Origin of the sequence: Kribbella sp. NPDC051936, from assembly GCF_040680955.1 — a bacterium.
Lineage (GTDB): Bacteria > Actinomycetota > Actinomycetes > Propionibacteriales > Kribbellaceae > Kribbella.
On record NZ_JBFAXS010000003.1, the window covers coordinates 642224 to 668521 of the forward strand.

Genomic DNA, 26298 nt, shown 5'->3' on the forward strand with positions numbered 1-26298 from the left:
TCCGACCCCGCCGGAAGGTCATAGATGGGCATCACCGCCATGGGCAAGACCACGCGACTGCTGCCGCTGGTGCTGACCGCGGCCGCACTGGTCCCGCTACCGCACGAGAATCCGTCGCCCGATCGGTCGCGCCAGTCCTATCAGGAGATTCCGCTCGACGGCCTGTCCGTCCGCGCGCAGACCGAACCGTACGGAATGGTCGGCATCACCTGGCCCGACGGCGTGCGGGACGTGACCGCGAAGGTCCGCGTCGAACGGGGCGGGAAGTGGACCGACTGGCAGACCCTGCATGTCGAGGACGACCACGGCCCGGATCCATCGGCACCCGAAGGAATTGCGCGGTCCGGCACCGAACCACTGTGGGTCGCGGACGCCACCGGGGTGCAGGCGAGCGCGGTGACGGGTGCCGGCGCCGCGGTGGCCGGTGCGAAGGTGGTGCTGATCCAGCCCGGGGTGCTCGGATCCGATTCCGAGGACGTCGGCGGCGTCGAGGCGCAGGCCGGCAAGGCGCCGCACCCGATGCCGTTGATGGTGAGCCGGAAGCGCTGGGGCGCCGACGAGCGGCTGCGTGCGTACAACGGAGCCTCTTGTGTACGGCCGAAGTACACGACGACCGTGCTGGCGGCGTTCGTCCATCACACCGCCGATCGGAACGACTACACCCGCACGCAGGTCCCGGCGATGGTGCGGGCGATGTACGCGTACCACGTGAAAAGCCGCGGCTGGTGCGACCTCGGGTACAACTTCCTCGTCGACCGCTTCGGCCGGATCTTCGAAGGCCGGGCCGGTGGTGCGCAGCTGCCGGTGCTCGGCGCGCACACGGCGTCGTACAACGCGAACTCGTTCGGCGTCGCGGTGATCGGCAACTTCGAGCAGAGCGCACCGCCGGCGGCGATGCTGGAGTCCACGGCGCGCGTGATCGCCTGGAAGCTGGACGCCAACTACCGCTCGCCGCTGGCCACCGTGGTGCTCGACGGAAATCGTCTGCACACGGTTTCCGGGCACCGCGACACGAAGCCGACGGCGTGTCCGGGAACCCAGCTGTACAAGCAGCTCGCTTGGCTGAAGCAGCGCGTGAACACCTTGATGGGCGGGAGTTTCACGACGCCGATCTATGTGTTCGCACGGAAACTCGGTTTCCGAACCATCGGACAGCCGTTCTGGGGCGAGCATCCGACACGGACCGGGCGGGCGGCGTACTTCGGCACGCGCGACGTCTTCTACTCCGTTGCCACCGGCCCGCATTCCACCGCGGGCGCCTTCCGGACCCGCTTCCGGCGGCTCGGGGCCGGGAGTGCGCGGATCGGGCTGCCGATCACCGAGGCGTACCAGGTCGCGGGCGGGGCGCGGCAGAAGTTCCAGCGCGGGTGGCTCGTCTGGGACCGGCGCGACCGGCAGGTTCAGCTCGTCTACGGGAGAGTGTCGTGAGGAAACGTGCGATCGCGGCTGTAGTTCTGTCGTCCACGGTGATCAGCGCGACCGCCCAGGCGCGCGAGGTCGTGCCGGAGGCGGCGCCGGACACGACCATCATGGGTCGCGGCTTCGGGCACGGTCGAGGACTGTCGCAGTACGGCGCGCAGGGCGCCGCGCTGGCTGGGAAGTCGGCACGGCAGATCCTCGACTTCTACTACCCCGGAACGACCACCGGGAAGGCGACCGGCAGCATCCGGGTCCGGATCAGCGCCGACACCACCGACGGGGTCCGGGTCGGCGCGGTCAGCGGGCTGGCGGTCCGCTCGCTGGCCACCGGCAAGGTCTATCCGTTGCCGAGAGCATCGACACGGAACCAGTGGTCGATCGACCCGAACGGCGAGCACGGCACGAAGCTCAGTTCGTACGACGCGAGGACCCGGAAATGGACGCTCTACAAGACGTTTTCCGGGATGGCGCAGTTCGAGGGGGCCGCCGTGATCGGGCTGGTGCTGCCGAGCGGCGCCGTCCGCCGGTACCGTGGCGCGCTCCGGGCGATCGACGTGTCCGGGACACATCTGGACACGGTCAACGTGCTGCCGCTCGAGCACTACCTGCGCGGCGTCGTACCGCGGGAGTCGGTCTCGAGTTGGCGGCCGGCCGCGTTGCAGGCGCAATCGGTTGCCGCGCGCACCTATTCGGTCTTCCATCGCGCCCGGGCGACGCGGAAAGCGTACGACTTGTGCGACACCACGTCTTGCCAGGTGTACGGCGGGTACGACTCGGAGGAGACGTCGACCAACACCGCGATCGCGGCGACCGCGGGCCAGGTCCGGCTGTACCAGGGCAAGCCGATCATCGCGGAGTTCTCCTCGTCGAACGGCGGCGCGACGGCGGCGGGCGACGCGCCGTACCAGGTGACGAAGGTGGACGGCTGGGACGCGTACCCGAAGAACGGGAACCCGAACGTGTCCTGGACAGTGACCCGGACGGCGGCCGAGATGCAGGCGGTGTTCGGCGTCGGCGCGATCCGCTACGTCCGGGTCCTGAAACGGACCGGCGTCGGCCCGGGCGGCGGGCGGGCACTCACCGTCGAGGCCGCCGGATCGCGCGGAAAGCGTGTTCTCACCGCCGACCAGGTCCGGATCCGGCTCCACCTGCGGTCCGCGTGGATCAGTTTCCCGGCCCGCACTTCTTGATATACCAACTGCTGATTCCGTTGCGGGTCGGCTGAGGCATTGACGAGGCAACGATGCGCCGGTTAGAACATGACATCGCTGTCAATCACCGCCCAGGAGGAGCAGGTCGATGCGCAGGAAAATTGGTATATCAACCCGTCTGGCCGCTGGTGTGCTCGCGGTCGCGGTCCTCGGATCGCTGAACATGACCACGGCCAGTGCCGGTGACGCGGCAGGGACCGACCCGACCGCGGCCGCCCGGGCGCGCGCGTCGTACGACGCGATCAACACCTACTTCGACGCCGGGAAGGGGCTGCTGCTCGAGGACTACCCCAGGACCGGGTCGAACCCGTACTCGTACGTCTGGCCGTACTCGCAGGCGGCGATCGCGGCCGAGAACCTCGCGGGTGTGCCGGGTGCGGGCCGCGCGGGTGCCGCGGAGGCCGACCGCCGACTCGCGGCGTACGAGTTCTACTGGAACGCCGGCACGACGCCGACCGGCTACGACTCCTACGTCCGGCCGCCGAACGGTCAGGGCGGGGACAAGTTCTACGACGACAACGAGTGGATCGGGCTGAACCTGATCCAGCGGTTCAAGCGGACTGGTGACCGCGCTGCACTCGCTCGTGCCAAGGAGATCTTCGCGCTCGTCGTGCACGGCTGGGACACCGACCCGGCGCACCCATGCGCGGGCGGCGTGTACTGGACCCAGGCGCCGTGGAGCCAGGACCGCAACACGGTGTCGAACGGCCCGGGCGCCGAGCTCGGCGCGCACCTGTACCTGCTGACCCGCGACAAGTCGTACCTGACCTGGGCGCAGCGGATGTACCAGTGGGCGCAGACCTGCATGCTCGCGCCGAACGGGCTGTACTGGGACCACATCGACCTGGCCGGCACCATCGAGAAGACGCAGTGGAGCTACAACCAGGGCGTGATGCTCGGCGCCGGCGTCCTGTTGTTCAAGGCAACGGGTGACGCCCGCTACCTGAGCGACGCGAAGTCGGTCGCGAACGCGTCACTGGCGTTCTACAACACGCCGGAGATCCTCGCCAAGAACGGCGCCGCGTTCAACTCGATCTGGTTCAAGAACCTGCTGATCCTGGACTCGGTCGCGCCGGATCCCCGCTACCGCGAGGCGATGCAGTCCTACGCCGACTACAACTGGAACACCACCCGGGACCCCGCCACGAACCTCTACAAGTTCCACGACGGCTCGGTGGAACTCCTGCAGCAGTCGGGCATCACACAGATCCACGCCCTGCTGGCCTGGCCCCGCTCGCAGTACCACCTGCTCGCCTGACCCCGAGCTCTCGCACGAAAGCCGCGCCGCCCGTCCCCGGACCCGGGGACGGGCGGCGCGGTTGTCTCTTCTCAGGCTGCTGTCGTGGCCGACTTGATGTCGACCGGCGTGACCGGAGTGCCGTCCTGCGGGCCGTTCTGCGGGATGACACCGGCCTGGGCGACCTTGTCGATCAGCTTCAGGCTCGCCTCGTCGATCGTCCCGAACGCCGTGTACTGCGGGGTCAGGCCCGACGCGTCGCCGTACACGATGAAGAACTGGCTGCCGTTCGTGTTGGCGCCCGAGTTCGCCATCGCGAGGATGCCGCGGCCGTACTTCAGCGTCGGGTAGACCTCGTCGGCGAAGCTGTACCCAGGGCCGCCCGAGCCGGTTCCGGTCGGGTCGCCGCACTGCAGCACCTGCAGACCCTCGCCGACCGTGAGCCGATGACACTTGGTGTTGTCGAAGTACTTCTGCCCGACCAGGCTGAGGAAGTTCTTCACGGTGCACGGCGCCAGCGCGCTGTCCAGTGTGAGCTGCAGGTCGCCGATCGAGGTGTTCAGGCTGACCTTCGACGTACCCGATGCCTTCGTCTTGCCGTCGGCCGGCGGATCGACCTTCTTCGCGGCCGCCTCGCCGGTCTTCTTGTACGTGCAGCTCACCTCGGCCGGCAGCGGAGTCTCCCGCTTGGGCGCCGCCGCCATCGCGGTTGGGATGCTGGCCGGCTTGTTCTCCGGGGCGACCGAGGGCGTCGCGGCCGGCTCGTCGTCACCGCCCACCCCGAACACCACGAAGACCCCCACGAGGACCGCGACCACCACTGCGATCGCGGACACGGTGATCCCCAGATTCCGCCGCTGCCGCCGCCGCTCGGCCTCCCGCTCGGCCTGCCGCCGAGCCTTCCGCGCCGCCAGCTGCTGCTCATGGGTCTTCTTGGACATGCAGTAAGCCTCCTCACCGAAACGCCTGGAGGGAACCTACAGCGAAAACCTGAGAACTGTCTGTACGCGTCAGGCGCGGGTGGGGGAGCCGGCGCCCCAGACGAAGCAGAATTCGTTGCCTTCGGGGTCCCGCATGACTTGCCAGAGGTCGCCGTCATAGATGTCGTCGGCGAGGGTGGCGCCGAGGCGGAGGGCGTTGGCGACCGCCTGGTCCTTGCGGTCGGGTGGGACGTACAGGTCGAGGTGCACGCGGTTCTTGCGGACCTGCTTGCCTTCGGGGACCTGAGCGAAGTCCAGGCGGACTCGACCGCCGTGCAGTTCGACGACGCCGTCCTCGTCCGCGCGCAGTTCACCGCCGAGCAGCGCCTGCCAGAACTGCCCGAGCCCGTCCGGATCCTCGCAATCGAACGCGACCGCGTCGATCACGGGCACCGGCTCGGGCGCCGCCCCCGCCTCCGGCACGGGTCAGTCCTTGATCTCGCAGATGGCCGCGCCGGCGGTGACGGTGGCGCCGACCTCGGCGGTGAGGCCGGTGACGGTGCCGGACTTGTGGGCGTTCAGCGGCTGCTCCATCTTCATCGCCTCGAGCACGACGATCAGGTCGCCCTCGGCGACCGTGGCGCCTTCCTCGACGGCGATCTTGACGATCGTGCCCTGCATCGGCGACGTCAGCGAGTCGCCGGAGGCGGCCGAGTTCTTCGTACCGCCCGCGCGCCGCGCCGGCTTCTTCTTCGACCCGGCAGCGGCCGTGGCCACGCCGAGCGCACCGAGCCCGGCGGGGAGGACGACCTCGAGCCGCTTGCCGCCGACCTCGACGGTCACCTTCTCGCGCTCGGCGTCGGTCGGCGCCTCGGCGGTCGGGCCCTCGTACGGCGTGAGCTGGTTGTCGTACTCGGTCTCGATCCACCGGGTGTGGACCGTGAACCCGTCCGTCCCGACGAACGCCGGATCGGACACGACCGACGCGTGGAACGGGATGACGGTCGGCATGCCCTCGACAACGAACTCACGCAGCGCGCGCCGCGACCGCTCCAGCGCCTGCGTGCGGTCCCGCCCGGTGACGATCAGCTTCGCGACCAGCGAGTCGAACGCGCCCGGCACCGTCTCGCCCTGGTCGTACCCGCCGTCGAGGCGCACACCCGGACCGGACGGCGCGTGCCACCGGGTCAGCGTCCCGGGAGCGGGCAGGAAGCCGCGCCCGCCGTCCTCGGCGTTGATCCGGAACTCGATCGAGTGGCCGGAGACGACCGGGTCGTCGTACCCGAGCTCCTCGCCCTGGGCGATCCGGAACATCTCGCGGACCAGGTCCAGGCCGGTGACCTCCTCGGAGACCGGGTGCTCGACCTGCAGCCGGGTGTTCACCTCGAGGAACGAGATCATCCCGTCCTGCCCGACCAGGAACTCGCACGTCCCGGCGCCGACGTACCCGGCCTCGCGGAGGATCTTCTTCGACGACGAGTACAGGATCTCCAACTGCTCGTCGGACAGGAACGGCGCCGGGGCCTCCTCGACGAGCTTCTGGTACCGGCGCTGCAGCGAACAGTCCCGCGTCGACACCACGACAACGTTGCCGTGGGCATCGGCCAGGCACTGGGTCTCGACGTGCCGCGGCTTGTCCAGGTACCGCTCGACGAAGCACTCGCCGCGACCGAACGCACTGACCGCCTCGCGCGTCGCCGACTCGAACAGCTCGGGGACCTCGTCCAGCGTGCGCGCGACCTTCATGCCGCGCCCGCCGCCGCCGTACGCCGCCTTGATCGCGATCGGCAGACCGTACTGCTCCGCGAACGCGACGACCTCGGAGGCGTCCGCGACCGGATCCGGCGTCCCCGGGACCTGCGGCGCACCGACCTTCTCCGCGATGTGCCGCGCCTTGACCTTGTCGCCCAGCGAGTCGATCGCCGACGGCGGCGGCCCGATCCAGATCAGGCCGGCGTCGATCACGGCCTGCGCGAACTCGGCGTTCTCGGCCAGGAACCCGTAGCCCGGGTGCACGGCGTCGGCGCCCGACCGGGCGGCCACGTCGAGGATCTTGGCGATGTTCAGGTAGGAGTCGGCCGGTGTCGACCCGTCCAGCGCGTACGCCTCGTCGGCGAGCCGGACGAACAGCGCGTCGCGGTCCTGGTCGGCGTACAGGGCGACACTGCTCAGCCCCGCGTCGGCGGCGGCCCGGACGACCCGGACGGCGATCTCGCCCCGGTTGGCGACCAGCACCTTGGTGATCTGCTTGCTGTCGGTCACAGCTGACTCCCTTCGGTGGCCCGAGTCTAGGGTCAAGCGGCCGTCCTGGGAGCAGGGTGTTGCTCACACCACGATCACAGTGCGGCGGGTTGTTTCTCGAAGAAGGTCTCCAGCACCACGATTGTCTGGGTGCTGGTCACCCCGTCCACTTGATGGAGCGCGCGCAGGGTCGCCTGGAGGTCCTCGGTGGTCGCCGTGCGGACCTTCACCAGCACCGACGCGGGACCGGCGATGATGTGCGCCTCCTCAACGGCGGGGATCGACCGCAGCGCCTGCAGTGTCGGCTCGTCGCCCATCCAGGCGCCGGCGTCGAGCAGGACGAACGCCAGCACGCCGAGCCCGACAGCGGCCGGGTCGACGTCGACCGTCGTCCGCCGGATCACACCGGCCGCCCTGAGTTTCCGGACCCGTTCGTGGGCGGAGCCGGCCGAGAGCCCGACCGCCTGGCCGAGCGCGGCGTACGACTGGCCGGCGTCGTCCTGCAACGCGGCGAGTAGGCCGCGATCCACATCATCTATTGTCATGTCCGTCACAAACCAAATCTCGTTCTGTCTGAATTGTCGGCAACAGGATAGCGTTCGGTTCATGACGATCACGATGAACGCCGCGCCGCGACGGCTGCGGGCCGACCTGGTGGTGCTCGACGACCGTTTCCGCGCGATCGCCGGCGACGAGTACCTCGAATGCCTGTACGACGGCGGCCGCTGGCTCGAGGGACCGGCGTACTCGCCGGCCTGGCGCTGCCTGGTGTTCAGCGACATCCCGAACGACCGGATGCTCCGCTGGGACGAGAGCTCCGGTCACGTCAGCGTGTTCCGCGAGCCGTCCGGCTACGTCAACGGCAACACGATCGACCGCGCCGGCCGCCTGATCAGCTGCTCGCAGGGCGACCGCCAGGTCGTACGGACCGAGCACGACGGCAGCCGCACCGTTCTCGCCTCACACCTCGAGGGCCGCAGACTCAACAGCCCGAATGACGTGGTCGAACGCAGCGACGGCTCGATCTGGTTCACCGACCCGCCGTACGGGATCACCTCGAGTTACGAGGGCCACGCCGCCGAGCAGGAGATCGACGGGTGCCACGTCTACCGGATCGGGCCGGACGGCGCGCTGACCGTCGTCGCCGACGACTTCGTCCGGCCGAACGGGCTGGCGTTCTCGAACGACGAGACCCGGCTGTACGTCGTCGACACGCCCGCGAAGCACATCCGGCGGTTCGACGTCGACGGCGACAAGCTGATCGGCGGCGAGGTGTTCGCGCCGTGCGAGGCCGGCATGTTCGACGGGATCCGGCTGGACAACGCCGGCCGGGTCTGGGCGGCGACCCACGAAGGGGTGCACTGCTTCGACCCGGACGGCACGCTGATCGGCAAGCTGCTGCTGCCGGACGTGGTCTCCAATCTGACCTTCGGCGGCCCGAAAGGAAACCGCCTGTTCATCACCGCGACGACGTCCGTGTGGTCGTGGCTGTCGACCGCCTGTGGACAGCCGGGAGCGAACCGCGCCACGACCGCTTAGGCTCGTCGGCGAGCGTTGCAGCCGAGTTCGCGAGGAGTCGTGATGACGGGAATTCTCGAGCCGTTGGCAGGGACCGCACCGGCCGTCTGGGAAAAGCTGGACGACCGGTTCGCCGGGATCCGCGGCGACAGCCGGCTCGAACGGCTGTGGACCGGCGGCCGCTGGGTCGAGGGCCCGGTGTACTCCGCCGCCGGCCGGTACCTGCTCTGGAGCGACATCCCGAACGACCGGATCCTGCGCTGGGACGAGACGTCGTACCAGGTTTCCGTTTTCCGGAATCCGGCCGGAAACACGAACGGGCACACCCGCGACACCGAGGGCCGGCTGGTGAGCTGCGAGCACGGCAACCGCCGCGTGACCAGGACCGAGCACCACGGCGGCATCACCGTGCTCGCCCACGAGTACGACGGAAGACGTTTGAACAGCCCGAACGACGTGGTGGTGAAGCGCGACGGATCGGTCTGGTTCACGGACCCGGCGTACGGCATCGACAGCGACTACGAGGGGTACCAGGGCCAGATCGAGACCGGCGGCTGCCACGTGTACCGGGTCTCGCCGGACGGTGTGCTGACCCGCGTCGCCGACGACTTCAACCGGCCGAACGGGCTCGCGTTCTCGGTCGACGAGTCGTTGCTCTACATCACCGATTCGGAGGAGGCGACGATCCGCGTCTTCACCGTCGACGGTGACAAGCTGAGCGGCGGCGAGCTGTTCGCCGAGTGCGGCAACGGCATCTTCGACGGCATCCGCCTCGACACCCAGGGCCGCATCTGGGCCTCGGCCGCGGACGGCGTCCACATCTATCACCCCGACGGCACCCTGCTCGGCAAGCTCCTCGTCCCGGAGACCGTCAGCAATCTGACCTGGGGCGGCCCCAAGCGCAACCGTCTGTTCATCACCGCGACCACCTCGGTCTACTCGCTCTTCACCACCGCCAACGGAGCCCCGGAGGCCTACGGCCCGGTCCGGTAATTCGGTCGCTGACCGGCCCGTGGCCGCGTGATGATGGCCTGCTGACCTGATCCAAGGAGGACTGGTGAGCATGATTCCGGAACATCTCCGGGCGGTGGCGGACAACGTGGTGGCCGAGGCGGAGCGGGATCCGCGGGTGCTGGCGGTGCTGGCCGGCGGCTCGGTCGCCACGGGCGCCAGTGACGAGCACTCCGATCTCGATCTGGTGCTGGTGTGTACGGCGGAGGGCCAGCCCGCGTGTCTCGCCAAGGCGAAGGAGTTCGCGGGCCGGGTGGGTCCGTTGCTGACGAGTTTCACCGGCGAGCACGTCGGCGAGCCGCGGCTGCTGATCGCGCTCTACGGGCCGCCGCTCGTCCACGTGGACCTCAAGTTCGTCACGCCGGACGGCCTGCGGACACGCGTCGAGGACGGCGTCGTCCTGTGGCAGCGGGACGGGACGGTCGACCGGATCCGGCAGGAAAGCGCGCCGGCCTGGCCGCAACCGGATCCGCAGTGGATCGAGGACCGGTTCTGGTGCTGGGTGCACTACACGGCCGTCAAGATCGCGCGCGGGGAGCTGTTCGAGGCGATCGGGGCCGTCGACGCGCTCCGCTCGGCGGCGATCGCGCCACTGGCCACGCTCGGCCGGACGGCGAGACCGGCCGGCGTCCGGCGGTTCGAGACGCTCGCGCCCGACCTCGTGCCGCAGTTGCGTGCCACGCTCGCGGACGCGGATCCCGAGGACTGTCTGCGCGCGCTGCGGGCAGCCGTCGACGTCTATCGCAAGGTCCGCGAGGGCGTCGAGGTGGTCCGGCGGACCGCGGCCGAGGAAGCCGTGGTCGATTTCCTCGGCCACTGACCCGCGAGTGAACCGGTCTGGTCAGTTCCTCCGGCCGGACCGGTTCGCCACTCGCGCGGAGACCCGCCCGAGCGCGGGCATGACGAGGTTCGTCATAGCGGTCACGAGGACACCGCTGATCAACAACGCCCGCACCGCCACCGGCAGAGATTCCAGCCAGGGACCGGCGACCAGCAGCAGTACCGTCACGATCAAGTAGGCAGCCAACCAGGCCAACAGTGTTACGGCGATCCGGCTCCCGACCCGCCGGCCCGGTACAACCTCTGAAGTGTTCATGGCTTAGACGCTACGGGCGGCCAGGTCGATAAGTCCAAGACCTGTTACTGCTGGTTGTCATAGGATCTGCTTATGGAACTTCGGCAGCTGGCCTACTTTCTCGCCGTCGCGGAGGAACGCAACTTCACCCGCGCGGCCGAGCGGGTGGCGATCGCCCAACCGGCGATCAGCCAGCAGATCCAGCGCCTCGAAGCAGAGCTGAAGGAACGGCTGTTCGTCCGGGACCGACGAGCCGTGACGTTGACCCCGGCCGGTGAGGCGTTGCTGCCACACGCCCGTTCGCTGCTCCTCGGCGCGGATCGCGCCCGGGACGCGGTCGCGGAATTGTCCGGCCTGATCACCGGCCGGCTCGCGATCGGTCTGGTGCAGCCGTTGCCGGATCGCCGGATCATCGGGCTGCTCGGTGCGTTCCACCGGGATCACCCGGCGATCGAGTTGTCAGTTGCCGAAGGCGAGACCGACGGGCTGCTCGACGGTGTGCGGGCCGGTCGGCTCGACGTCGCGCTGATCGGCCTAGGTCCGTACGACGATCCGCCGGGCGACCTGCGGGCCCTGGTGATGGACCGCGAACCCGTCGTGGTCGCGCTGCACCCGTCCAGCCCCCTCGCGCGCCGTCGTACGGTCGAGCTGGCGGCCTTGCGTGACGAGCCGATGGTCACGCTCACTCACGCCAGTAAACTCCGCACGACCCTCGAGGCCGCCTGCCGGACGGCGGGGTTCGCGCCCCGGATCGTCGCCGAGAGCAGCGATCTCGGGGTTGTCGTGGCGCTGGCCGCCGAGCAGGTCGGCGTGGCCGTCCTGCCGCGATCGGCACTCGACGGCTCCACCGGTGTCGTCCGGCGACGGCTCACCGCGCCGGCACTGGAGCGCCGGCTGCTGCTGATCTCGCCGGCCTCCGGCGCCTCGCCGGCGGGTCGCGCTTTCGACGCGCTGGCCCGCCGGCGGTTTCCGGCGATGTCTAGAGCTTCTTCGCCTGGTCGAGGATCGTGAAGACGGCCAGGAAGCCGAAGGCCAGGAACGAGAACCACAGGACTGCCGCGCGCCAGCCGGGGATGCGGATGGCGTGTGGGAGGGCTCTGGAGTTCATCCACCACAGCAGGCCGGAGTAGACGAACATCATGGTGCCGGCGGTGCAGGCCGAGATCACCAGCAGGACCAGCGGCTGGGTGAGACCGGCCAGCAGGACGATGATGCCGAAGGCAACAAGTCCCCAGACCAGCCAGAAGTACAGTTTGGACTCCGACACCTTCGACTCGCGAAGGTAGCGGGCCTTGATCATGTCCGCTGACAGCCGGGACGTGTAGTCGACGATGCCGGCCGCCGCCGCGAACAGCGCGAACGCGCCGATCGCCCAGAACAGGTACCCGAACCAGCCGCCGACGATCGTCTGCAGTGTTGTGCCCTCGATCTTCAGGAAGCTGATGCTGTTCTTCACGGCGTCGTTCCCGAACAGCGTGGCGTGCGCGAGCATCGACGTGAACACGATGGTCAGCACGGTGATCGCCACGAACGTCGCCGCCTGCTCGATGTTCGCGAACCTCCACCAGCGCCGCCAGCGCGCCAGGTTCTCGTCGTTCGGCTCGAACGTGTACCCGTTGGCGGTCGGGTCGGCCTCGGTCTCGCCGGTCACCGGCGACGTCAGGCGCGGCACGTGCACGCCCATCCCGAAGCCTTTGTCGCGGATCCAGTTGCTCTGCACGAGGTTCTGCCCGCCGCCCGCGCCGGCGTACGCGATCGCGCCCATCACCAGCGCGAACCCGAGCTGCTCGGCCGGGAACTGCGGCTGCGTCACCGCGTCCCCGAGGGCGCTGTACGTCTTGCCGCGGATCGCGAACACCAGCGCCAGTACGACGAGCAGCGCGACGGCCGCGATCTTCACCGCGATCAGCCGCTCCAGCATCACGTACACGACCGGCGCCAGGGTCAGGATCGCCCCGATCACCACCAGCATGCCGATCGCGATCCAGCGCGGGTCGCCGCCGCCGAACAGGTACGTCAGCATGCTCGCCGAGCTCGTCGCCCAGCCGGGCCAGAGGTTCGCGAAGTACGTCATGATCGCGAAGAACAGACCCCAGTGCTTCCCGTACCGGTTGAAGCCGGTCAACGCTGTCTCACCAGTTGCCAGCGTGTACCGCTCGATCTCCATGTTCAGGAACCACTGGACCACCACGCCGACCACGGCGCCCCAGAGGAACACCAGGCCGACCTGGCTGGAGATGTAGGGCCAGAGGATGAACTCGCCCGAGGCCAGTCCGACGCCGGCGCCGACCATGCCCGGGCCGATGATCTTCCAGGTCTTGCTGGGCGGCTCGGGAAGGTCGCGAACCTGCGGTGCGGGCAGGTTCTTGGTGGGCAGTGCGAATCGTCCGTGGTCAGTCGACTTGGTGTCTGCCATCAGGCTCCTCACAGTCTCGACCCCCTGCTTCGCGAGGGTAGCGAATACTGTCGACAAGGGCGACCCGACACAGCCGAATGGCAGACTGACGCGTATGGGTGGGGTGACAGTTCTCGTTGCGTCGTACGCCGGCGCCGCCAGCGCGCCCGCGTACGCACGGCTGACCGGCCTGGCCGCCGAACTACCGGGCGAGCACCTTGTACGCCGGGAGGCCGGGTGGCCCGTCCTGGCGTACGACGACGCGGCCGAAGCGATCGCTGCCGCAGAGACGCTCCGTGAGGCGGCCTCGCTGGTACCAGCAGGCGAATTCCTGCGGATCGCCCTGCACACCGCGCCGACCACCGGGCCGGCGGTTCGCCACGCCGAACACCTGCTGGCACTGGCCAACGCCGGGCAAACGTTGCTTACCACAACAACCGCGACCGCCGTCGAGTCCGCCGCGGAGCACTTGCGTGATCTCGGCCTGCACCGGCTGCGGGACCTCGGCTCGCCCGAGCGGATCTTCGAGCTCACCACAACGGCGGAGCCGCTGCGTTCTCTCGACCTGGTGCCGAACAACCTTCCGGTCATGCTCACCAGCTTCGTCGGCCGCGCGACCCAGGTCGCCGCCCTCCGCACGCAGCTCGCCGGCAGCCGGCTCGTCACGCTGACAGGCCCTGGCGGCAGTGGGAAAACCCGCCTGGCCGCGCAAACGGCTGCGCAGTTGGCCGAGCGCTGGCCGGACGGTGTCTGGTGGGTCGACCTGTCCGCGGTGACGGACAGTGCCCAGATTCCCGAGGCGGTCGCCGCCGCGAGCGGTCTGCTGGTCGAGTCCGGAGATCGACTGCTGATCGGCCAACTGCGGACCAAGCGAGCCCTCGTCTGCCTCGACAACTGCGAGCAGATCGTCGACGGTGCCGCGGAGTTCGTCACCGCGTTGCAGACCGGCTGTCCCGAACTCTCGATCCTCGCCACCAGCCGCGAGCCACTGGACGTCCCCGGCGAGACGATCTGGCGCGTCCCGCCGTTGGCTCCCGAGGAGGCCCGAGCGCTGTTCCTCGAACGCTCCGCGACCACCGCGGCCGAGCCGGAGTCGGATTCGGAGTCGCAGGCCGAGTCCGACGCGGTTCGGGCCATCTGCACGCGACTCGACGGCATCCCGCTCGCCCTGGAGCTCGCCGCCGCGTGGACACGAACCCTGACACCGCCGCAGATCGCAGCAGGCCTGGACGACCGGTTCGGTCTGCTCACGAAGAACGTTCGCGGGGTCGCGGCCCGCCAGCGCACGCTCGCCGCATCGCTCGACTGGAGCTACGACCTGCTCGACGAGGACGAACGTCGCGTCTTCAGCCGGCTCGCAGTCTTCGCAGGCGGTTTCACCCTGGACGCCGCGTCGGCCGCGACGGGCGCCGTACTCGATACGCTCGCGCGTCTTGTCGACAAATCGCTCGTTGTTGCCGAAGGTGGGCGGTACCGGCTGCTGGAGACGATCCGCGAGTACGCGGCGACTCGCCTGGCGGATGCCGACGGCGTACGCGACCGGCACCTCGACCACTATCTGCAGCTCGCCGAGACCGCGGAGCCCTTGCTGGACAAGGATCGCGACGCCTGGCGCGCGCTGATCGAGCCGGACCGGGAGAACTTCCGCGCCGCGCTGGAACACGGCCTCGCCGCGGACGATCCGGAACCCGCCCGGCGACTGGCTGCCGCGCTGAGATGGCTGTGGAACCTCCAGGCGACCGGCGCCGAGGGCATCGGCTACCTGCGCCGCGCGATCGACCGTGCACCTGACGACCGGACGTTGCTCCAGGCCCGCTTGCTGTACGCGTACGCGACCGTCGCCGACACCGTCGACCCGTTCGGGTACGACGCCGCGGGCCGCGGGCTGGAGCTCGCGACCGAGTTGCGTGACGACCGGCTGCGTTCGCTGTTCCTTGCACTGGTCGCGGTCGGCGAGTTCTTCACCGACTTCCGGAAGGCCTGGGACCTGACGACCGCGGGAGTACGCCTCGCGGACGGGATCGGCGACGAAGCGGCCCGGAACGCGAACGTCGCGCTGCAGTGCGTACTGCTTGCGCTGTGGGACCGCCACGACGAGCTCCGCCCGCTGCTCGACCGCGCCGCCGACGGCCTGATCACCAGCGGTGAACGCGGTATCGCCTCCACCGTACTGACCGTCTGGTCCGAGAGCCTGTTCTCCACCGGGGAGCCGTTGCGGGCGGTCGAAGTCGCCGAGCGTGCTCTCGCCGCGGCCGAGCCCCTCGCCGACTTCCATCGCGTCGGCACGGCTCGCGCGCATCTGGCGACGCTGCTGGTCAGGACAGGCCGCCCCGACGACGCGCGAGCGCTGATGCGGCCGTTGCTCGAGCTGGCCGAGACCGCGGGCGCGGTCGTACCGAATCTGGGGCAGGCGATGAGCCTGATCTCGTACTGGACCGGCGAGTACGACGCCGCGGTCGAGTGGCTGGCCCGCGACACCGCACCGGACAGCCCGCTCGCCGGGACGTTCGCGCCCGCGATGCTGCTGCCGACGGTCGCCGCGGCGGAACGCGCTCGCGGCCACGATGCCACTGCGCTGCTCGAACGCGCCGCCGAGTTGGCGCGCCGGTACGACCTGCCGCGGATCCTGGCCGACGCGCTCGATCAGCTCGGCCGGATCGCGATCACCGACCACCCGGACCGGGCGGCAGACCTGCTCCACCAGGCCCTCACGATCCGCGTCGACCACGGCCTGCGCACGTACGTCGTCGACAGCCTGGAATCCCTTGCCCTGCTGGCGAACCACACGAACCGCGCAGTGGACGCGGCGCGGCTCGCCGGCGCAGCCTCCGCCGCCCGTACCGAGCTCGGCCTCGCGACACCGGCCGATCGTCCCGACCTGCCGACGTCGGACGAGCCACCACTCGCGATCGACGACGCCGTCGCCTACGTCCGCCGTACGCGCGGCGCTCGCGGGCGGCCGTCGTCGGGCTGGGCCAGCCTGACGCCGACCGAGGAGCAGGTAGTTGCCCTCGCCGTCGAGGGGCTCAGCAATCCGGAGATCGGCGAGCGGCTGTTCATCAGCCGCGGCACGGTCAAGACCCACCTGGCCCACGTGTACGCGAAACTTGGCGTCTCCAACCGCACCGAGCTGGCATCCCTCAAGAAGCCCTGAGCATCTCCAGCGCCTTCGCGAAACCCAGCCGGTTACTTCTCTTTGGCGAGTTTGCTGGGCCACCAGATCTTCGGGCCGACGTCGTGGGCGAGGGAGGGGACCAGGAGGGAGCGGACGACGGTGGTGTCGAGGAGGACGCCGAACGCCACCATGAAGGCGATCTGGACCAGGAACAGGATGGGCAGGACCGCGAGGGCCGAGAAGGTGGCGGCCAGCACGACGCCGGCCGACGTGATGACGCCGCCGGTGACGGCGAGGCCGACCAGGATGCCCGGTCTGGTGCCGTGTTCCTGCGACTCCTCGCGGACCCTGGTCATCAGGAAGATCGAATAGTCGATGCCCAGGGCAACCAGGAACACGAAGGCGTAGAGCGGGATGCCCGGATCGGCCCCCGGGAACTTGAAGACGTGGTTGAACACCAGCGCGCTGACACCGACGGTCGCGCCGAACGACAGCACGTTCGCGATCACCAGCAGGACCGCGGCGGTCAGCGACCGCAGCAGCAGCATCAGGACGACGAAGATCACCGCGAGAATGGTCGGGATGATCACCCGCAGATCGCGTTGCGCGGCGTCCAGCACGTCGAGATTGATCGCGGTGTTGCCGCCGACCAGGATGTCGGGACTCACCTTGTCCAGCTCGGTCCGCAGGTGTTTCACCACCTTGGTCGCTTCGGGCGAGTCGGCCGGGACCTCGAGCGTGGCCTGGACCAGTACCTTGCCGTCGACGACTTTCGGCGGTACGCCGGGAGCGGCGGAGGCGGACGCCTCGCCGACACCGTCGACCTTCGTCGCGGTCTGGACCACCTGGTCGGCCTGGGCGACCGGGGTCAGGATCTCCACCGGCGTACCGGCGCCGGCGTCGAAGTGCTTGGCCAGCTCCTCCTGACCGGTGACCGACTCGACCTCGTTCAGGAACAGGTCCTCCTGGGACGTACCGCTGGCCTTGAACGTCGGCAGGAACGCCGCGCACGCGAGCAACGCCAGCGCGGTGACCACCCAGACCCGCCGGGCACGCCGGCCGACCAGCCCGGAGACGCGGCCCCAGAGGCGGCGGCCGCCGACCTGGTCGCTGGAGTGCACGTGGTCGACGCGGGGGATCGACGGCCAGAAGATCCGCCGGCCGAACGCGAGCAGGATCGCCGGCAGGAATGTCATCGACGCGATCAGCGCGCCGGCGATCCCGAAGGCGCCGACCGGACCGAGGCCCTTGGTGCTGCCGAGCTTGGAGAGGAGCAGACAGAGCAGGCCGAGGATGACCGTCGCCGCGCTGGCCGCGATCGGCTCGATCGAGGCCCGCCAGGCGACCCGCATCGCCTCGTACTTGCTGGTGTAGTCGTGCAGCTCTTCCTTGTACCGGGAGACGAGTAGCAACGAGTAGTCGGTCGCGGCGCCGACGACCAGGATGAACAGGATGCCCTGACTCTGCCCGTTCAGCTGCAGGACGCCGTTCTTCGCCAGCGGGTACACCACGAGCGCGGCGAGCGCGAGGCCGAAGACCGCGGTGAGCAGGACCGCGATCGGGAGGATCGGGCTGCGGTACACGATCAGCAGGATCACGAACACGACCGCCAGCGCGACCCCGAGCAGGATCCCGTCGATCCCGCTGAACGCGACCACGAAGTCGGCGAACACCCCACCGGGGCCGGTCACATAGACCGTGAGGCCCGTCGGGGTGAGGTCCTGCTTGATCGCGGTGCGCAGGCTGTCCGCGACCGCGAACAGGACGGTCTCGCCCCCCGCGACCACCTCGTCGGCGCGGTCGCCGTCGATCTGGACGGTGAGCAGCAGCGCCTTGCCGTCCTCCGACCTGATCGCCGGCGCGACCGGGGAGGCCAGGTAGTCGCCGAGCTTCTTGCCGCCGCCCAGGTCCAGGGTGGCGACCTTCGCCTGGAACGCCTGGACGTTCTGCAGGTCGTCCGGCGTGATGCCGGAGTCACGCTCGACCAGGACGAAGTACGGCAGCGCCTTGGAGTCGACGAACTTCGCGGCCTCGTTGGCGACCACCGTGGACTCGGCATCTTTCGGAAGGAAGTTGGCGTTGTCGTTCTGCTGGACCTCGCTCAGCTTGCCGACCGCGGGGCCGCCCAGCGAGGCGAGCACCAGCCAGCCGATCAGTACGGCGGCGATCGCGGCCCGCCAGGCCCAGCGCCGCGGCGCACGCTGCCTCCCACTCGTTCCGGCGGCGTTCTGGTCGTCGTCGTGCACGGTGCCGTCCCCTCGGTCTCCGATCCCGCCCTGAGACCGAACAGTACCCAGCGGCACCCGCAGATCTCTCACCACCCGGCCGCGGGTGTGCGGGAGCCGTTTCGGCGGCGTAACAACAAGATGACTACTCGGAAACACCCCGGTCATAACGTCCAGGCCTAATCAGTGAGGTCGGATGATCGGAGACTTGCGATGACGCTCGAGGCACGACAAGCGACCGTCGCCAACCGCGGCCGGACAGACGGCAGTGGCGCGGTGGGTACGGTCGAGGCGCCGCGGCGCGGGCGCTGGATCGACGTCTGGGATCCCGAGGACGCCACGTTCTGGGCCGGGAAGGGCCGGGCGCTGGCCCGGCGGAACCTGTGGCCCTCGATCTTCGCCGAGTTCCTCGGTTTCTCGGTGTGGCAGCTGTGGAGCATCGTCGTGGTGTCGATGCCGAAGGCCGGCTTCACCTACAGCACCGACCAGCTGTTCTGGCTGGTCGCGCTGCCGAGCCTGGTCGGCGCGACGCTGCGGTTGCCGTACACGTTCGCCGTACCGCGGTTCGGCGGGCGGAACTGGACGGTGTTCTCGGCGCTCCTGCTGCTCGTCCCGACCACCGGGCTGGCGTACTTCATGACGCAGCCGGACACGCCGTTCTGGCTGATGGGCCTGGTCGCGGCGACCGCGGGCGTCGGCGGCGGCAACTTCGCCAGCAGCATGACGAACATCTCGTTCTTCTACCCGGAGAAGGAGAAGGGCTTCGCGCTCGGCGTGAACGCGGCCGGCGGCAACCTCGGCGTCGCCGTGGTGCAGCTGCTGGTCCCGGTCGTGATCGTCGCCGGCGCCGGTCTGTCGCTGAACCGGTCCGGCCTGATGTGGCTGCCGCTGATCGTGCTGGCCGCGTTCTGGGCCTGGAAGGCGATGGCCAACCTGTCGGTCGCGAACTCGTCGTTCCGGACGTCGATCGCCGCGGCGAAGCGGCCGCACACCTGGGTGATCTCGTTCCTCTACATCGGCACGTTCGGGTCGTTCATCGGCTTCGGCGCCGCGTTTCCGCTGCTGATCAAGACCACGTTCCCCGACATCACGCCGGCGCACTACGCGTTCCTCGGCGCGCTGGTCGGGTCGGTCTCGCGGCCGTTCGGCGGCAAGCTCGCCGACCGGGTCGGCGGCGCGTGGGTGACGGTCTGCTCGTTCGTGGTGATGGGCCTCGGAATCCTGTCCGCGGTGTTCGCGCTGAAGGCGGAAAGTTTCCCCGCGTTCCTGATCAGTTTCCTGATCCTGTTCGTGGCCAGCGGCATCGCGAACGGGTCGACGTACCGGATGATTCCGGCGGTTTTCCGGCTCACCACGCCGGGTGACCCGGGCCGGGCCCGGCGGGAGGCGGCGGCCTGTATCGGGATCGCCTCCGCGGTCGGCGCGTACGGCGGTTTCCTGGTCCCGCGCGGGTTCGCGATGTCGACGAGCCACTTCGGCTCGCTGATCCCCGCGCTGTACGTGTTCTGCGGCTTCTACGTGGTCTGCCTCGCGGTGACGTACTTCTGCTACCTGCGCAAGGGTGGCCCGCTCACCCAGGAGCGCGTGTGACGGCTACCCATTGTCCGTACTGCGCTCTGCAGTGCGCCACCACGCTGCACCCGGTCGCGCGACCGGGTGCCGTGGAGGTGCGGCCTCGCGACTTTCCCACCAACAGGGGTGGGTTGTGTCGTAAGGGCTGGACGGCGCCCGAGGTTCTCACGGTGCCGGACCGGCTCACCGTGCCGCTCGTCCGCAACGCGGCGGGCGACCTGGTAGAGACGAGCTGGGACGCCGCGCTGGACTTCGTGACCGAGCGGATCGAGGCGCTGCAGGCCGCCCACGGGCGGGACGCGATCGCCGTGTTCGGTGGCGGCGGGCTGACGAACGAGAAGGCGTACGCGCTGGGCAAGTTCGCCCGGGTGGCGCTGAAGACCGCGAACGTGGACTACAACGGCCGGTTCTGTATGTCGTCCGCCGCGGCGGCGACGAACCGGGCGTTCGGGATCGACCGCGGACTGCCGTTCCCGCTGGCCGATCTGGGCGGGGCCGGTGCCGTTCTGCTGGTCGGCAGCAACATCGCGGAAACCATGCCGCCGGCCGTGGCCCATCTGCAGGGCGCACGCGACTCGGGTGGACTTCTGGTCGTCGACCCGCGTCGCTCCGCCACCGCAGGCCTGACCGAGGAAGACGCCGGCATTCACCTGCAGGCAACGCCGGGGACGGACCTCGCCCTGGTCCTCGCGCTCACCCACGTCGTACTGCAGGAAGGTTTGGCCGACACCGCATTCCTGGCCGAACGGGTCGACGACCCCGACGTGCTGATTCGTTCGACGGCGTCGTGGTGGCCGGAGCGGGCCGAGCGGGTCACTGGTGTGCCCGCCGCCACGATCCGGCGGGCCGCTCGGGTGCTGGCCGCGGCCGCACCGGTGCACGGCGGCGCCGGGGCGTTCATCCTCACCGGACGTGGAGCCGAGCAGCACAGCAAGGGCACCGACACCGTGACTGCCTGCATCAACCTCGCGCTGGCGCTGGGTCTGCCGGGACGGTTCGGGAGTGGATACGGGTGTATCACCGGCCAAGGGAACGGGCAGGGCGGGCGTGAGCACGGGCAGAAGGCGGATCAGCTTCCGGGGTATCGGAGCATCGAGGACCCGGCAGCACGCTCGCACGTTGCGCTGGTCTGGGGTGTGGACCCCGAGGAGTTGCCGCGGTCCGGGAAGAGCGCTGTCGAGCTGATCGATTCGCTCGGTACGGCGGATGGTCCGAAGGCGCTGTTCGTGCACGGGAGCAACCTGCTGGTGTCGGCGCCCAATCTCGCGTCGGTGCGGGAACGGCTGTCTGCGCTGGATCTGTTGGTGGTCGCGGACGTGGTGCCGTCCGAGACGGCGCTGCTGGCGGACGTGGTGTTCCCGGTGACGCAGTGGGCCGAGGAAGAAGGCACCATGACGTCGCTCGAAGGGCGGGTGCTGCGGCGGCGTGCCGCGGTGACCGCTCCGGGTGAGGTGCGCAGCGACCTCGCGGTGTTCGCGGGGATCGCGGAAAGGCTCGGAATCGCAGGGTTTTCCACCGACCCCCGCGAAGTGTTCGAGGAGCTGCGGCGGGCGAGTGCCGGCGGAAAGGCCGACTATTCCGGGATTTCCTGGGCGCGGCTGGACGCGGACGAGGCGCTCTTCTGGCCGGTGCCGCACGACGGGCATCCGGGCACGCCGCGGCTGTTCGCCGACGGTTTCCCGACCGCGGACGGCCGGGCGCACGTCGTACCGGTCGATCACCGGCCGGTGGCGGACGATCTCAACGCCGACGCACCGCTCTATCTGGTGACGGGGCGGTTGCTGCAGCACTACCAGAGCGGTGCGCAGACGCGGCGCGTTCCGGAGCTGGCGGAGGCCGAGCCGGAGGTGTACGCCGAGATCCACCCGCGGGTCGCCGCGCAGCTCGGGATCGGCGACGGCCGCCCGGTGCGGCTGCGTACGGCCCGCGGGTCGATGGTGCTGCCGGCCCGCGTGACGGCCGACGTCCGGCCGGACACCGTTTTCGTGCCGTTCCACTTCGGTGGCGCGGAGGCGGTCAACGAGCTGACCAACGACGTCCTCGACCCGCTGTCGCGGATGCCCGAGTTCAAGGCGTGTGCCGTCGAAGTCACCGCCGCTGCCCTGCCAGCGACGGGAGTGCCGGCATGAGAGTAGTGATCATCGGCGGTGGAATGGCCGGCCGGCGGCTGGCCGAGCTGCTGCCGCCGGACGACGTGACGGTCCTCGGCGACGAGCCGTCGTACAACAGAGGCCGGCTGACCGAGTACGTCGCAGGCCGGGCAGAGGTTGCTCGCGGCAACGAGCCGAGAGCGGTCGCGGTCGCGGTCGACCGGCGGCGACAGGTGGTGACAGACGCCGAGGGACGCCAGTATCCGTACGACCGGCTGGTCCTCGCGACCGGCGCGGTGCCTGTCGTGCCGGAAGGGGTAGGTCCGGCGGCGGGCATTCGTACGCTGCGGTCCGCCGACGATGCCGAGGCGATCGTCGCCGAGGCGGCGCAGGTACGGCGCGCGGTGGTGCTGGGCGGCGGCGTACTCGGCGTCGAGACGGCCTGTGCGCTGCGTGAACGCGGCGTCGCGGTGACCCTGGTCCACGACGGAGAAACCCTTCTGGACAAGACGGTTCGGCCGTCCGCAGGACGGAGGGTGACGCGCGCGGTCCGGCGGCTCGGCGTCGAGGTGCTCCTCAATACGGAGCTGGCCGGCACCGACACGAAGGACGGCCGGTTTCGCCGCCTGAGGTTGCGGAACGGCTCCGAGGTGTACGGCGAACTCCTGGTCGTGGCGTGCGGTGTGCGAGCGCGGACCGAGCTTGCGGACGGCCTGACGGTGCGCGGTGGGATCGTCGTCGACGGCACGCTGACGAGCCCGGACGATCCGCGCGTGCACGCGATCGGCGACTGCGCCGAGATCGAAGGCCGGCTCACCGGCACGGTCGAGTCCGCATGGACACAGGCCGAGGCGCTGGCGAACCACCTGACCGGCGAGGCCGCCCAGCTGCCGGACTACGAGGTCGTGCGGGTGACCGCCGGCGGACTCGACCTGCTCGTCCTCGGCGACAAGGACGAGGACGGCGAGGTGGTGCGGCTCGAGGACGACGCGCGCTACGTACGAGCCGTCCTGCGTGACGGCGTGGTGCGCTCGGCCGTCGCGGTCGGTGCGCCGGACGTCGCCGCGGAGCTGGTGCTGCTGGCGGACCGGGGCACACCGGTGGTCGCGGACGGGCTGCTCGGCACGCCGCCCGCCGTACCGACGAAGAAGAAGGTGGCGACCGTCTGCAGGTGCAACGGCGTCACCAGGGTCGCGATCGAGGCGGCCTGGCGTGGAGGTGCCGACAGTGTCGCCGGCATCGCCGCCACGACGCGGGCGACGACCGGGTGCGGCAGTTGTACCGGCGCCGTCGGCGAACTGCTCGACCGCTTCCGGCGCGGCGAGACCGAACCAGTCCCGAGCAGGAGGGCGACGATGGCAGAGCTGAACAAGGCCAAGCACGTGGTGGTGGTCGGTGGCGGAATGGTCGCCCATCGACTGGTCGAGGCGCTCCGGCAACGCGACACCGAGACCACCTACCGGATCACGGTCTTCGGCGAGGAGCCGCGACTGCCGTACGACCGCGTCGCACTGACCAGCTACTTCTCCGGCCGCGACCCGCACGACCTCTCGCTCGGCGACCCGGGCCTCTGGGACGACCCGGCGGTCAACCTGCGCAAGGGTGTCCAGATCACGTCGATCGACACCAAGGCCATGACCGTCACGACGGCCCGCGGCGAAGAGGTCCTGTACGACGAGCTCGTGCTGGCGACCGGTTCCGCGGCGTTCGTGCCGCCGGTGAAGAACAACGACGCGCAGGGCTGCTTCGTCTACCGGACCATCGACGACGTCGCCGCGCTGCGGGTGTACGTCGAGCGCCTGAAGAGCGAGGGCAAGCAGGTCAACGGCGTCGTGGTCGGCGGCGGTCTGCTCGGCCTCGAAGCGGCCGGCGCGCTGCGGGCGCTCGGCGCTGGTACGAAGGTCGTCGAGTTCGCGCCGCGGCTGATGCCGCTACAGGTCGACGAAGGCGGCGGCGCCGCACTGTCGCGGTTGATCGAGGGGCTCGACGTCGACGTCCTGACCGGGACGCAGTGTCAGCGCGTGAAGCTGACGCCGCAGGGCGCGGCGCGTGCGATGGGCGTTGCCGACGGCCCCGATCTGCCCGCCGATGTGGTCGTGTTCGCGGCCGGTGTCCGGCCGCGTGACGAACTCGGTCGCGAAGCGGGGCTGCAGATCGGTGAACGCGGCGGCGTCGTGGTCGACGAGGCCTGCCGGACGTCGGTTCCCGGTGTCTGGGCGATCGGCGAAGTCGCTTGTATCGAAGGGCGTGTGTGGGGCCTGATCGCCCCCGGCTACACGATGGCGGAGATCGTCGCCGACCGGTTGCTCGGCGGCGAGGCGACCTTCCCGGGGGCGGACACGTCGACGAAGCTGAAGTTGCTCGGTGTCGACGTCGCCAGCTTCGGCGACGCGTTCGGCGCCACCGAGGGCGCGCTGGACATCGTGTACGCCGACCCGGTCGCCGGTGTCTACAAGAAGCTCGTGCTGTCCGACGACGCCCGTACGCTGCTCGGCGGCATCCTGGTCGGCGACGCGTCGGCGTACTCCGGACTGCGGCCGATGGTGGGGCGCGAGCTCGGCGCGGACCCGGCCGCGTTCCTGCTGCCGGAAGGCGCCGGGCCGGTGCAGCTCGAGCTGCCCGACGACGCGCCCGTCTGCTCCTGCAACAACGTCGATGCCGGCACGATCCGCTGCGCCGTCCGCGACGAGGGCTGCACCGACATCAAGTCGGTCTGCGGCAAGACCAAGGCGGGCACGTCCTGCGGATCCTGCCTGCCGATCGTAAAGAACCTGCTGAACAGCGAGCTGACCAAGGCCGGCGTCGAGGTCAGCAAGGCGCTGTGCGAGCACTTCGCGCTGTCCAGGGCCGAGCTGTTCGACGTCGTCCGGATCACCGAGCTGCGGACGTTCAGCGAGATCGTCGAGCGGCACGGCACCGGCCGCGGCTGCGACATCTGCAAGCCGGTCGTCGGGTCGATCCTGGCGAGTCTCGACCCGGCCGGTCACGTGCTCGAAGGCGAACGCGCGACGCTGCAGGACACCAACGACCACGTGATGGCCAACATGCAGAAGGACGGCACGTACTCGGTCGTCCCGCGGATCCCCGGCGGTGAGATCACGCCCGAGGGGCTGATCACGATCGGCGAGGTGGCCCGCGACTTCGGCCTGTACACGAAGATCACCGGCGGCCAGCGCGTCGACCTGTTCGGGGCCCGGATCGAGCAGCTGCCGGCGATCTGGAAGCGGCTGGTGGACGCGGGCTTCGAGTCGGGTCACGCGTACGGCAAGGCGCTGCGGACCGTGAAGTCGTGTGTCGGGTCGACGTGGTGCCGGTACGGCGTCCAGGACTCGGTCGGGATGGCGATCGCGCTGGAGCTGCGATACCGCGGGCTGCGCTCGCCGCACAAGCTCAAGCTCGGCGTCTCCGGCTGTGCACGCGAATGCGCGGAGGCGCGCGGCAAGGACGTCGGCGTGATCGCGACCGAGAAGGGCTGGAACCTGTACGTCGGCGGCAACGGCGGGATGACGCCGCGGCACGCGGAGCTGCTCGCGTCGGACCTGACCGACGAGCAGCTGTTCCAGGCGATCGACCGCTTCCTCATGTACTACGTGCGGACCGGTGACCGGCTGCAGCGGACCTCGGTGTGGATGCGCGAGATCGGTCTCGACCAGGTGCGGGACGTCGTCCTCAACGACAGCCTCGGGATCGCGGCCGACCTGGATGCGGCGATGGCCAAGCACGTGGACGCGTACGTCGACGAGTGGCAGGCGACGCTCAACGATCCCGACAAGCTGGCCCGGTTCGTGTCGTTCGTGAACGCTCCGGACCAGCCCGACGCCGACCTGCGGTACGTGGTCGAGCGCAACCAGCCGCGTCCGGCCACCTCGGCCGAACGCGGGCAGCTGGAGCCGGTCCTGCTGGCCGGCCCCCGATTGGAGGTACGCCGATGAGTGTCACGGCCGTTGGTACGACGGTGATCTGTGCTATCGACGCGCTGCTGCCCGAGCGTGGTGTCGCCGCGCTGCTCGGGGACGTGCAGATCGCGTTGTTCCGCACCCACGACGGCGAGGTGTTCGCCATCGGCAACCAGGATCCGTTCAGCGGGGCGAACGTGATGTCGCGGGGCATCGTCGGCAGCCGCGGCGACGTACCGACGGTGGCGTCGCCGATGTTCAAGCAGGTCTTCGATCTGCGCACCGGGGCGTGCCTCGACGATCCGGACGTGTCCCTGCCCGTGTATCCGGTCGAGATCGTCGACGGACAGGTCGTGGTGGGTACGTGACCGGG

19 protein-coding genes are annotated in these 26298 nt (G+C 69.7%); 12 read left to right on the top strand and 7 right to left on the bottom strand.

Annotated elements, in window-relative coordinates; translation table 11 throughout:
* Positions 1 to 24 precede the first annotated feature (24 nt).
* The 3 genes from AB0L64_RS13310 to AB0L64_RS13320 all read left to right on the top strand — a co-directional run bounded on the left by AB0L64_RS13310 (position 25) and on the right by AB0L64_RS13320 (position 3888).
* Positions 25 to 1428, top strand: coding sequence for a peptidoglycan recognition protein (locus AB0L64_RS13310; RefSeq protein ID WP_363710387.1), 1404 nt, complete (start codon positions 25 to 27; stop codon positions 1426 to 1428).
* Positions 1425 to 2609 carry a SpoIID/LytB domain-containing protein gene (locus AB0L64_RS13315; protein WP_363710388.1) on the top strand — a complete coding sequence of 395 codons (1185 nt, stop codon included), beginning with the start codon at positions 1425 to 1427 and terminating at the stop codon, positions 2607 to 2609. The genes AB0L64_RS13310 and AB0L64_RS13315 overlap by 4 nt, the downstream gene beginning before the upstream one ends.
* A 109-nt stretch (positions 2610 to 2718) precedes the next feature.
* Entirely contained in the window at positions 2719 to 3888 is a 1170-nt protein-coding gene (locus tag AB0L64_RS13320; protein ID WP_363710389.1) for a glycoside hydrolase family 76 protein, read from the top strand.
* A 71-nt stretch (positions 3889 to 3959) separates the two neighbouring features.
* Here AB0L64_RS13320 and AB0L64_RS13325 read toward each other — a convergent pair whose 3' ends face one another.
* The 4 genes from AB0L64_RS13325 to AB0L64_RS13340 all read right to left on the bottom strand — a co-directional run bounded on the left by AB0L64_RS13325 (position 3960) and on the right by AB0L64_RS13340 (position 7558).
* The gene (locus tag AB0L64_RS13325) at positions 3960 to 4808 is read right to left on the bottom strand and encodes a peptidylprolyl isomerase (RefSeq protein WP_363710390.1); all 849 of its coding nucleotides are present in this window, start codon (positions 4806 to 4808) and stop codon (positions 3960 to 3962) included.
* A 69-nt stretch (positions 4809 to 4877) separates the two neighbouring features.
* On the bottom strand, positions 4878 to 5270 hold the full coding sequence (locus tag AB0L64_RS13330) for a VOC family protein (protein WP_363710391.1): 393 nt from the start codon (positions 5268 to 5270) through the stop codon (positions 4878 to 4880).
* Positions 5271 to 5273: 3 nt separating this feature from the next.
* Positions 5274 to 7049, bottom strand: a complete 1776-nt coding sequence (locus AB0L64_RS13335) for a biotin carboxylase N-terminal domain-containing protein (RefSeq protein ID WP_363710392.1) — start codon at positions 7047 to 7049, stop codon at positions 5274 to 5276.
* Between the two features lie 74 nt (positions 7050 to 7123).
* The gene (locus AB0L64_RS13340) at positions 7124 to 7558 is read right to left on the bottom strand and encodes an Lrp/AsnC family transcriptional regulator (RefSeq protein ID WP_363710393.1); all 435 of its coding nucleotides are present in this window, start codon (positions 7556 to 7558) and stop codon (positions 7124 to 7126) included.
* A gap of 76 nt (positions 7559 to 7634) precedes the next feature.
* Between AB0L64_RS13340 and AB0L64_RS13345 the strand changes: the two genes are divergently transcribed.
* From AB0L64_RS13345 to AB0L64_RS13355, 3 genes are all read left to right on the top strand, one after another.
* On the top strand, positions 7635 to 8567 hold the full coding sequence (locus tag AB0L64_RS13345) for an SMP-30/gluconolactonase/LRE family protein (protein WP_363710394.1): 933 nt from the start codon (positions 7635 to 7637) through the stop codon (positions 8565 to 8567).
* A gap of 42 nt (positions 8568 to 8609) precedes the next feature.
* Entirely contained in the window at positions 8610 to 9539 is a 930-nt protein-coding gene (locus AB0L64_RS13350; RefSeq protein ID WP_363710395.1) for an SMP-30/gluconolactonase/LRE family protein, read from the top strand.
* Positions 9540 to 9603: 64 nt separating this feature from the next.
* Complete coding sequence (locus tag AB0L64_RS13355; protein WP_363710396.1) at positions 9604 to 10377, top strand: hypothetical protein; 774 nt, start codon at positions 9604 to 9606, stop codon at positions 10375 to 10377.
* 21 nt (positions 10378 to 10398) lie between these two features.
* Here AB0L64_RS13355 and AB0L64_RS13360 read toward each other — a convergent pair whose 3' ends face one another.
* Positions 10399 to 10653 (bottom strand): hypothetical protein, encoded by a 255-nt coding sequence (locus tag AB0L64_RS13360; RefSeq protein ID WP_363710397.1) that lies wholly within the window; start codon positions 10651 to 10653, stop codon positions 10399 to 10401.
* Positions 10654 to 10725: 72 nt separating this feature from the next.
* On the opposite strand from AB0L64_RS13360, the gene AB0L64_RS13365 reads away from it, so the two are divergent.
* Positions 10726 to 11643 carry a LysR family transcriptional regulator gene (locus AB0L64_RS13365; RefSeq protein WP_363710398.1) on the top strand — a complete coding sequence of 306 codons (918 nt, stop codon included), beginning with the start codon at positions 10726 to 10728 and terminating at the stop codon, positions 11641 to 11643.
* On the opposite strand, the gene AB0L64_RS13370 is transcribed toward AB0L64_RS13365, so the two are convergent.
* Positions 11612 to 13048 carry an Nramp family divalent metal transporter gene (locus tag AB0L64_RS13370; protein WP_363710400.1) on the bottom strand — a complete coding sequence of 479 codons (1437 nt, stop codon included), beginning with the start codon at positions 13046 to 13048 and terminating at the stop codon, positions 11612 to 11614. The two genes, AB0L64_RS13365 and AB0L64_RS13370, sit on opposite strands and share 32 nt — an antisense overlap.
* A 103-nt stretch (positions 13049 to 13151) precedes the next feature.
* On the opposite strand from AB0L64_RS13370, the gene AB0L64_RS13375 reads away from it, so the two are divergent.
* The gene (locus AB0L64_RS13375) at positions 13152 to 16181 is read left to right on the top strand and encodes a LuxR C-terminal-related transcriptional regulator (RefSeq protein ID WP_363710401.1); all 3030 of its coding nucleotides are present in this window, start codon (positions 13152 to 13154) and stop codon (positions 16179 to 16181) included.
* A 32-nt stretch (positions 16182 to 16213) separates the two neighbouring features.
* On the opposite strand, the gene AB0L64_RS13380 is transcribed toward AB0L64_RS13375, so the two are convergent.
* The gene (locus tag AB0L64_RS13380; RefSeq protein ID WP_363710402.1) at positions 16214 to 18388 is read right to left on the bottom strand and encodes an MMPL family transporter; all 2175 of its coding nucleotides are present in this window, start codon (positions 18386 to 18388) and stop codon (positions 16214 to 16216) included.
* A gap of 192 nt (positions 18389 to 18580) precedes the next feature.
* On the opposite strand from AB0L64_RS13380, the gene AB0L64_RS13385 reads away from it, so the two are divergent.
* From AB0L64_RS13385 to nirD, 4 genes are read left to right on the top strand one after another with little or no spacing between them, the layout of a single operon-like run.
* The gene (locus AB0L64_RS13385; protein ID WP_363710403.1) at positions 18581 to 19957 is read left to right on the top strand and encodes an MFS transporter; all 1377 of its coding nucleotides are present in this window, start codon (positions 18581 to 18583) and stop codon (positions 19955 to 19957) included.
* Positions 19954 to 22068, top strand: a complete 2115-nt coding sequence (locus AB0L64_RS13390; RefSeq protein WP_363710404.1) for a molybdopterin oxidoreductase family protein — start codon at positions 19954 to 19956, stop codon at positions 22066 to 22068. The genes AB0L64_RS13385 and AB0L64_RS13390 overlap by 4 nt, the downstream gene beginning before the upstream one ends.
* Entirely contained in the window at positions 22065 to 25961 is a 3897-nt protein-coding gene (gene nirB / locus AB0L64_RS13395) for a nitrite reductase large subunit NirB (protein WP_363710405.1), read from the top strand. Before AB0L64_RS13390 ends, nirB begins: the two co-directional genes overlap by 4 nt.
* The gene (gene nirD, locus AB0L64_RS13400) at positions 25958 to 26293 is read left to right on the top strand and encodes a nitrite reductase small subunit NirD (protein WP_363710406.1); all 336 of its coding nucleotides are present in this window, start codon (positions 25958 to 25960) and stop codon (positions 26291 to 26293) included. The genes nirB and nirD overlap by 4 nt, the downstream gene beginning before the upstream one ends.
* Positions 26294 to 26298: the final 5 nt, after the last annotated feature.

Bases quoted from the DNA above. Each gene is read 5' to 3' on its own strand.
- AB0L64_RS13310 (WP_363710387.1), top strand. From the start codon at position 25: ATGGGCATCACCGCCATGGGCAAGACCACGCGACTGCTGCCGCTGGTG.
- AB0L64_RS13320 (WP_363710389.1), top strand. From the start codon at position 2,719: ATGCGCAGGAAAATTGGTATATCAACCCGTCTGGCCGCTGGTGTGCTC.
- AB0L64_RS13325 (WP_363710390.1), bottom strand. From the start codon at position 4,808: ATGTCCAAGAAGACCCATGAGCAGCAGCTGGCGGCGCGGAAGGCTCGG.
- AB0L64_RS13345 (WP_363710394.1), top strand. From the start codon at position 7,635: ATGACGATCACGATGAACGCCGCGCCGCGACGGCTGCGGGCCGACCTG.
- AB0L64_RS13350 (WP_363710395.1), top strand. From the start codon at position 8,610: ATGACGGGAATTCTCGAGCCGTTGGCAGGGACCGCACCGGCCGTCTGG.
- AB0L64_RS13360 (WP_363710397.1), bottom strand. From the start codon at position 10,653: ATGAACACTTCAGAGGTTGTACCGGGCCGGCGGGTCGGGAGCCGGATC.
- AB0L64_RS13365 (WP_363710398.1), top strand. From the start codon at position 10,726: ATGGAACTTCGGCAGCTGGCCTACTTTCTCGCCGTCGCGGAGGAACGC.
- AB0L64_RS13370 (WP_363710400.1), bottom strand. From the start codon at position 13,048: ATGGCAGACACCAAGTCGACTGACCACGGACGATTCGCACTGCCCACC.
- AB0L64_RS13385 (WP_363710403.1), top strand. From the start codon at position 18,581: ATGACGCTCGAGGCACGACAAGCGACCGTCGCCAACCGCGGCCGGACA.
- nirB (WP_363710405.1), top strand. From the start codon at position 22,065: ATGAGAGTAGTGATCATCGGCGGTGGAATGGCCGGCCGGCGGCTGGCC.
- nirD (WP_363710406.1), top strand. From the start codon at position 25,958: ATGAGTGTCACGGCCGTTGGTACGACGGTGATCTGTGCTATCGACGCG.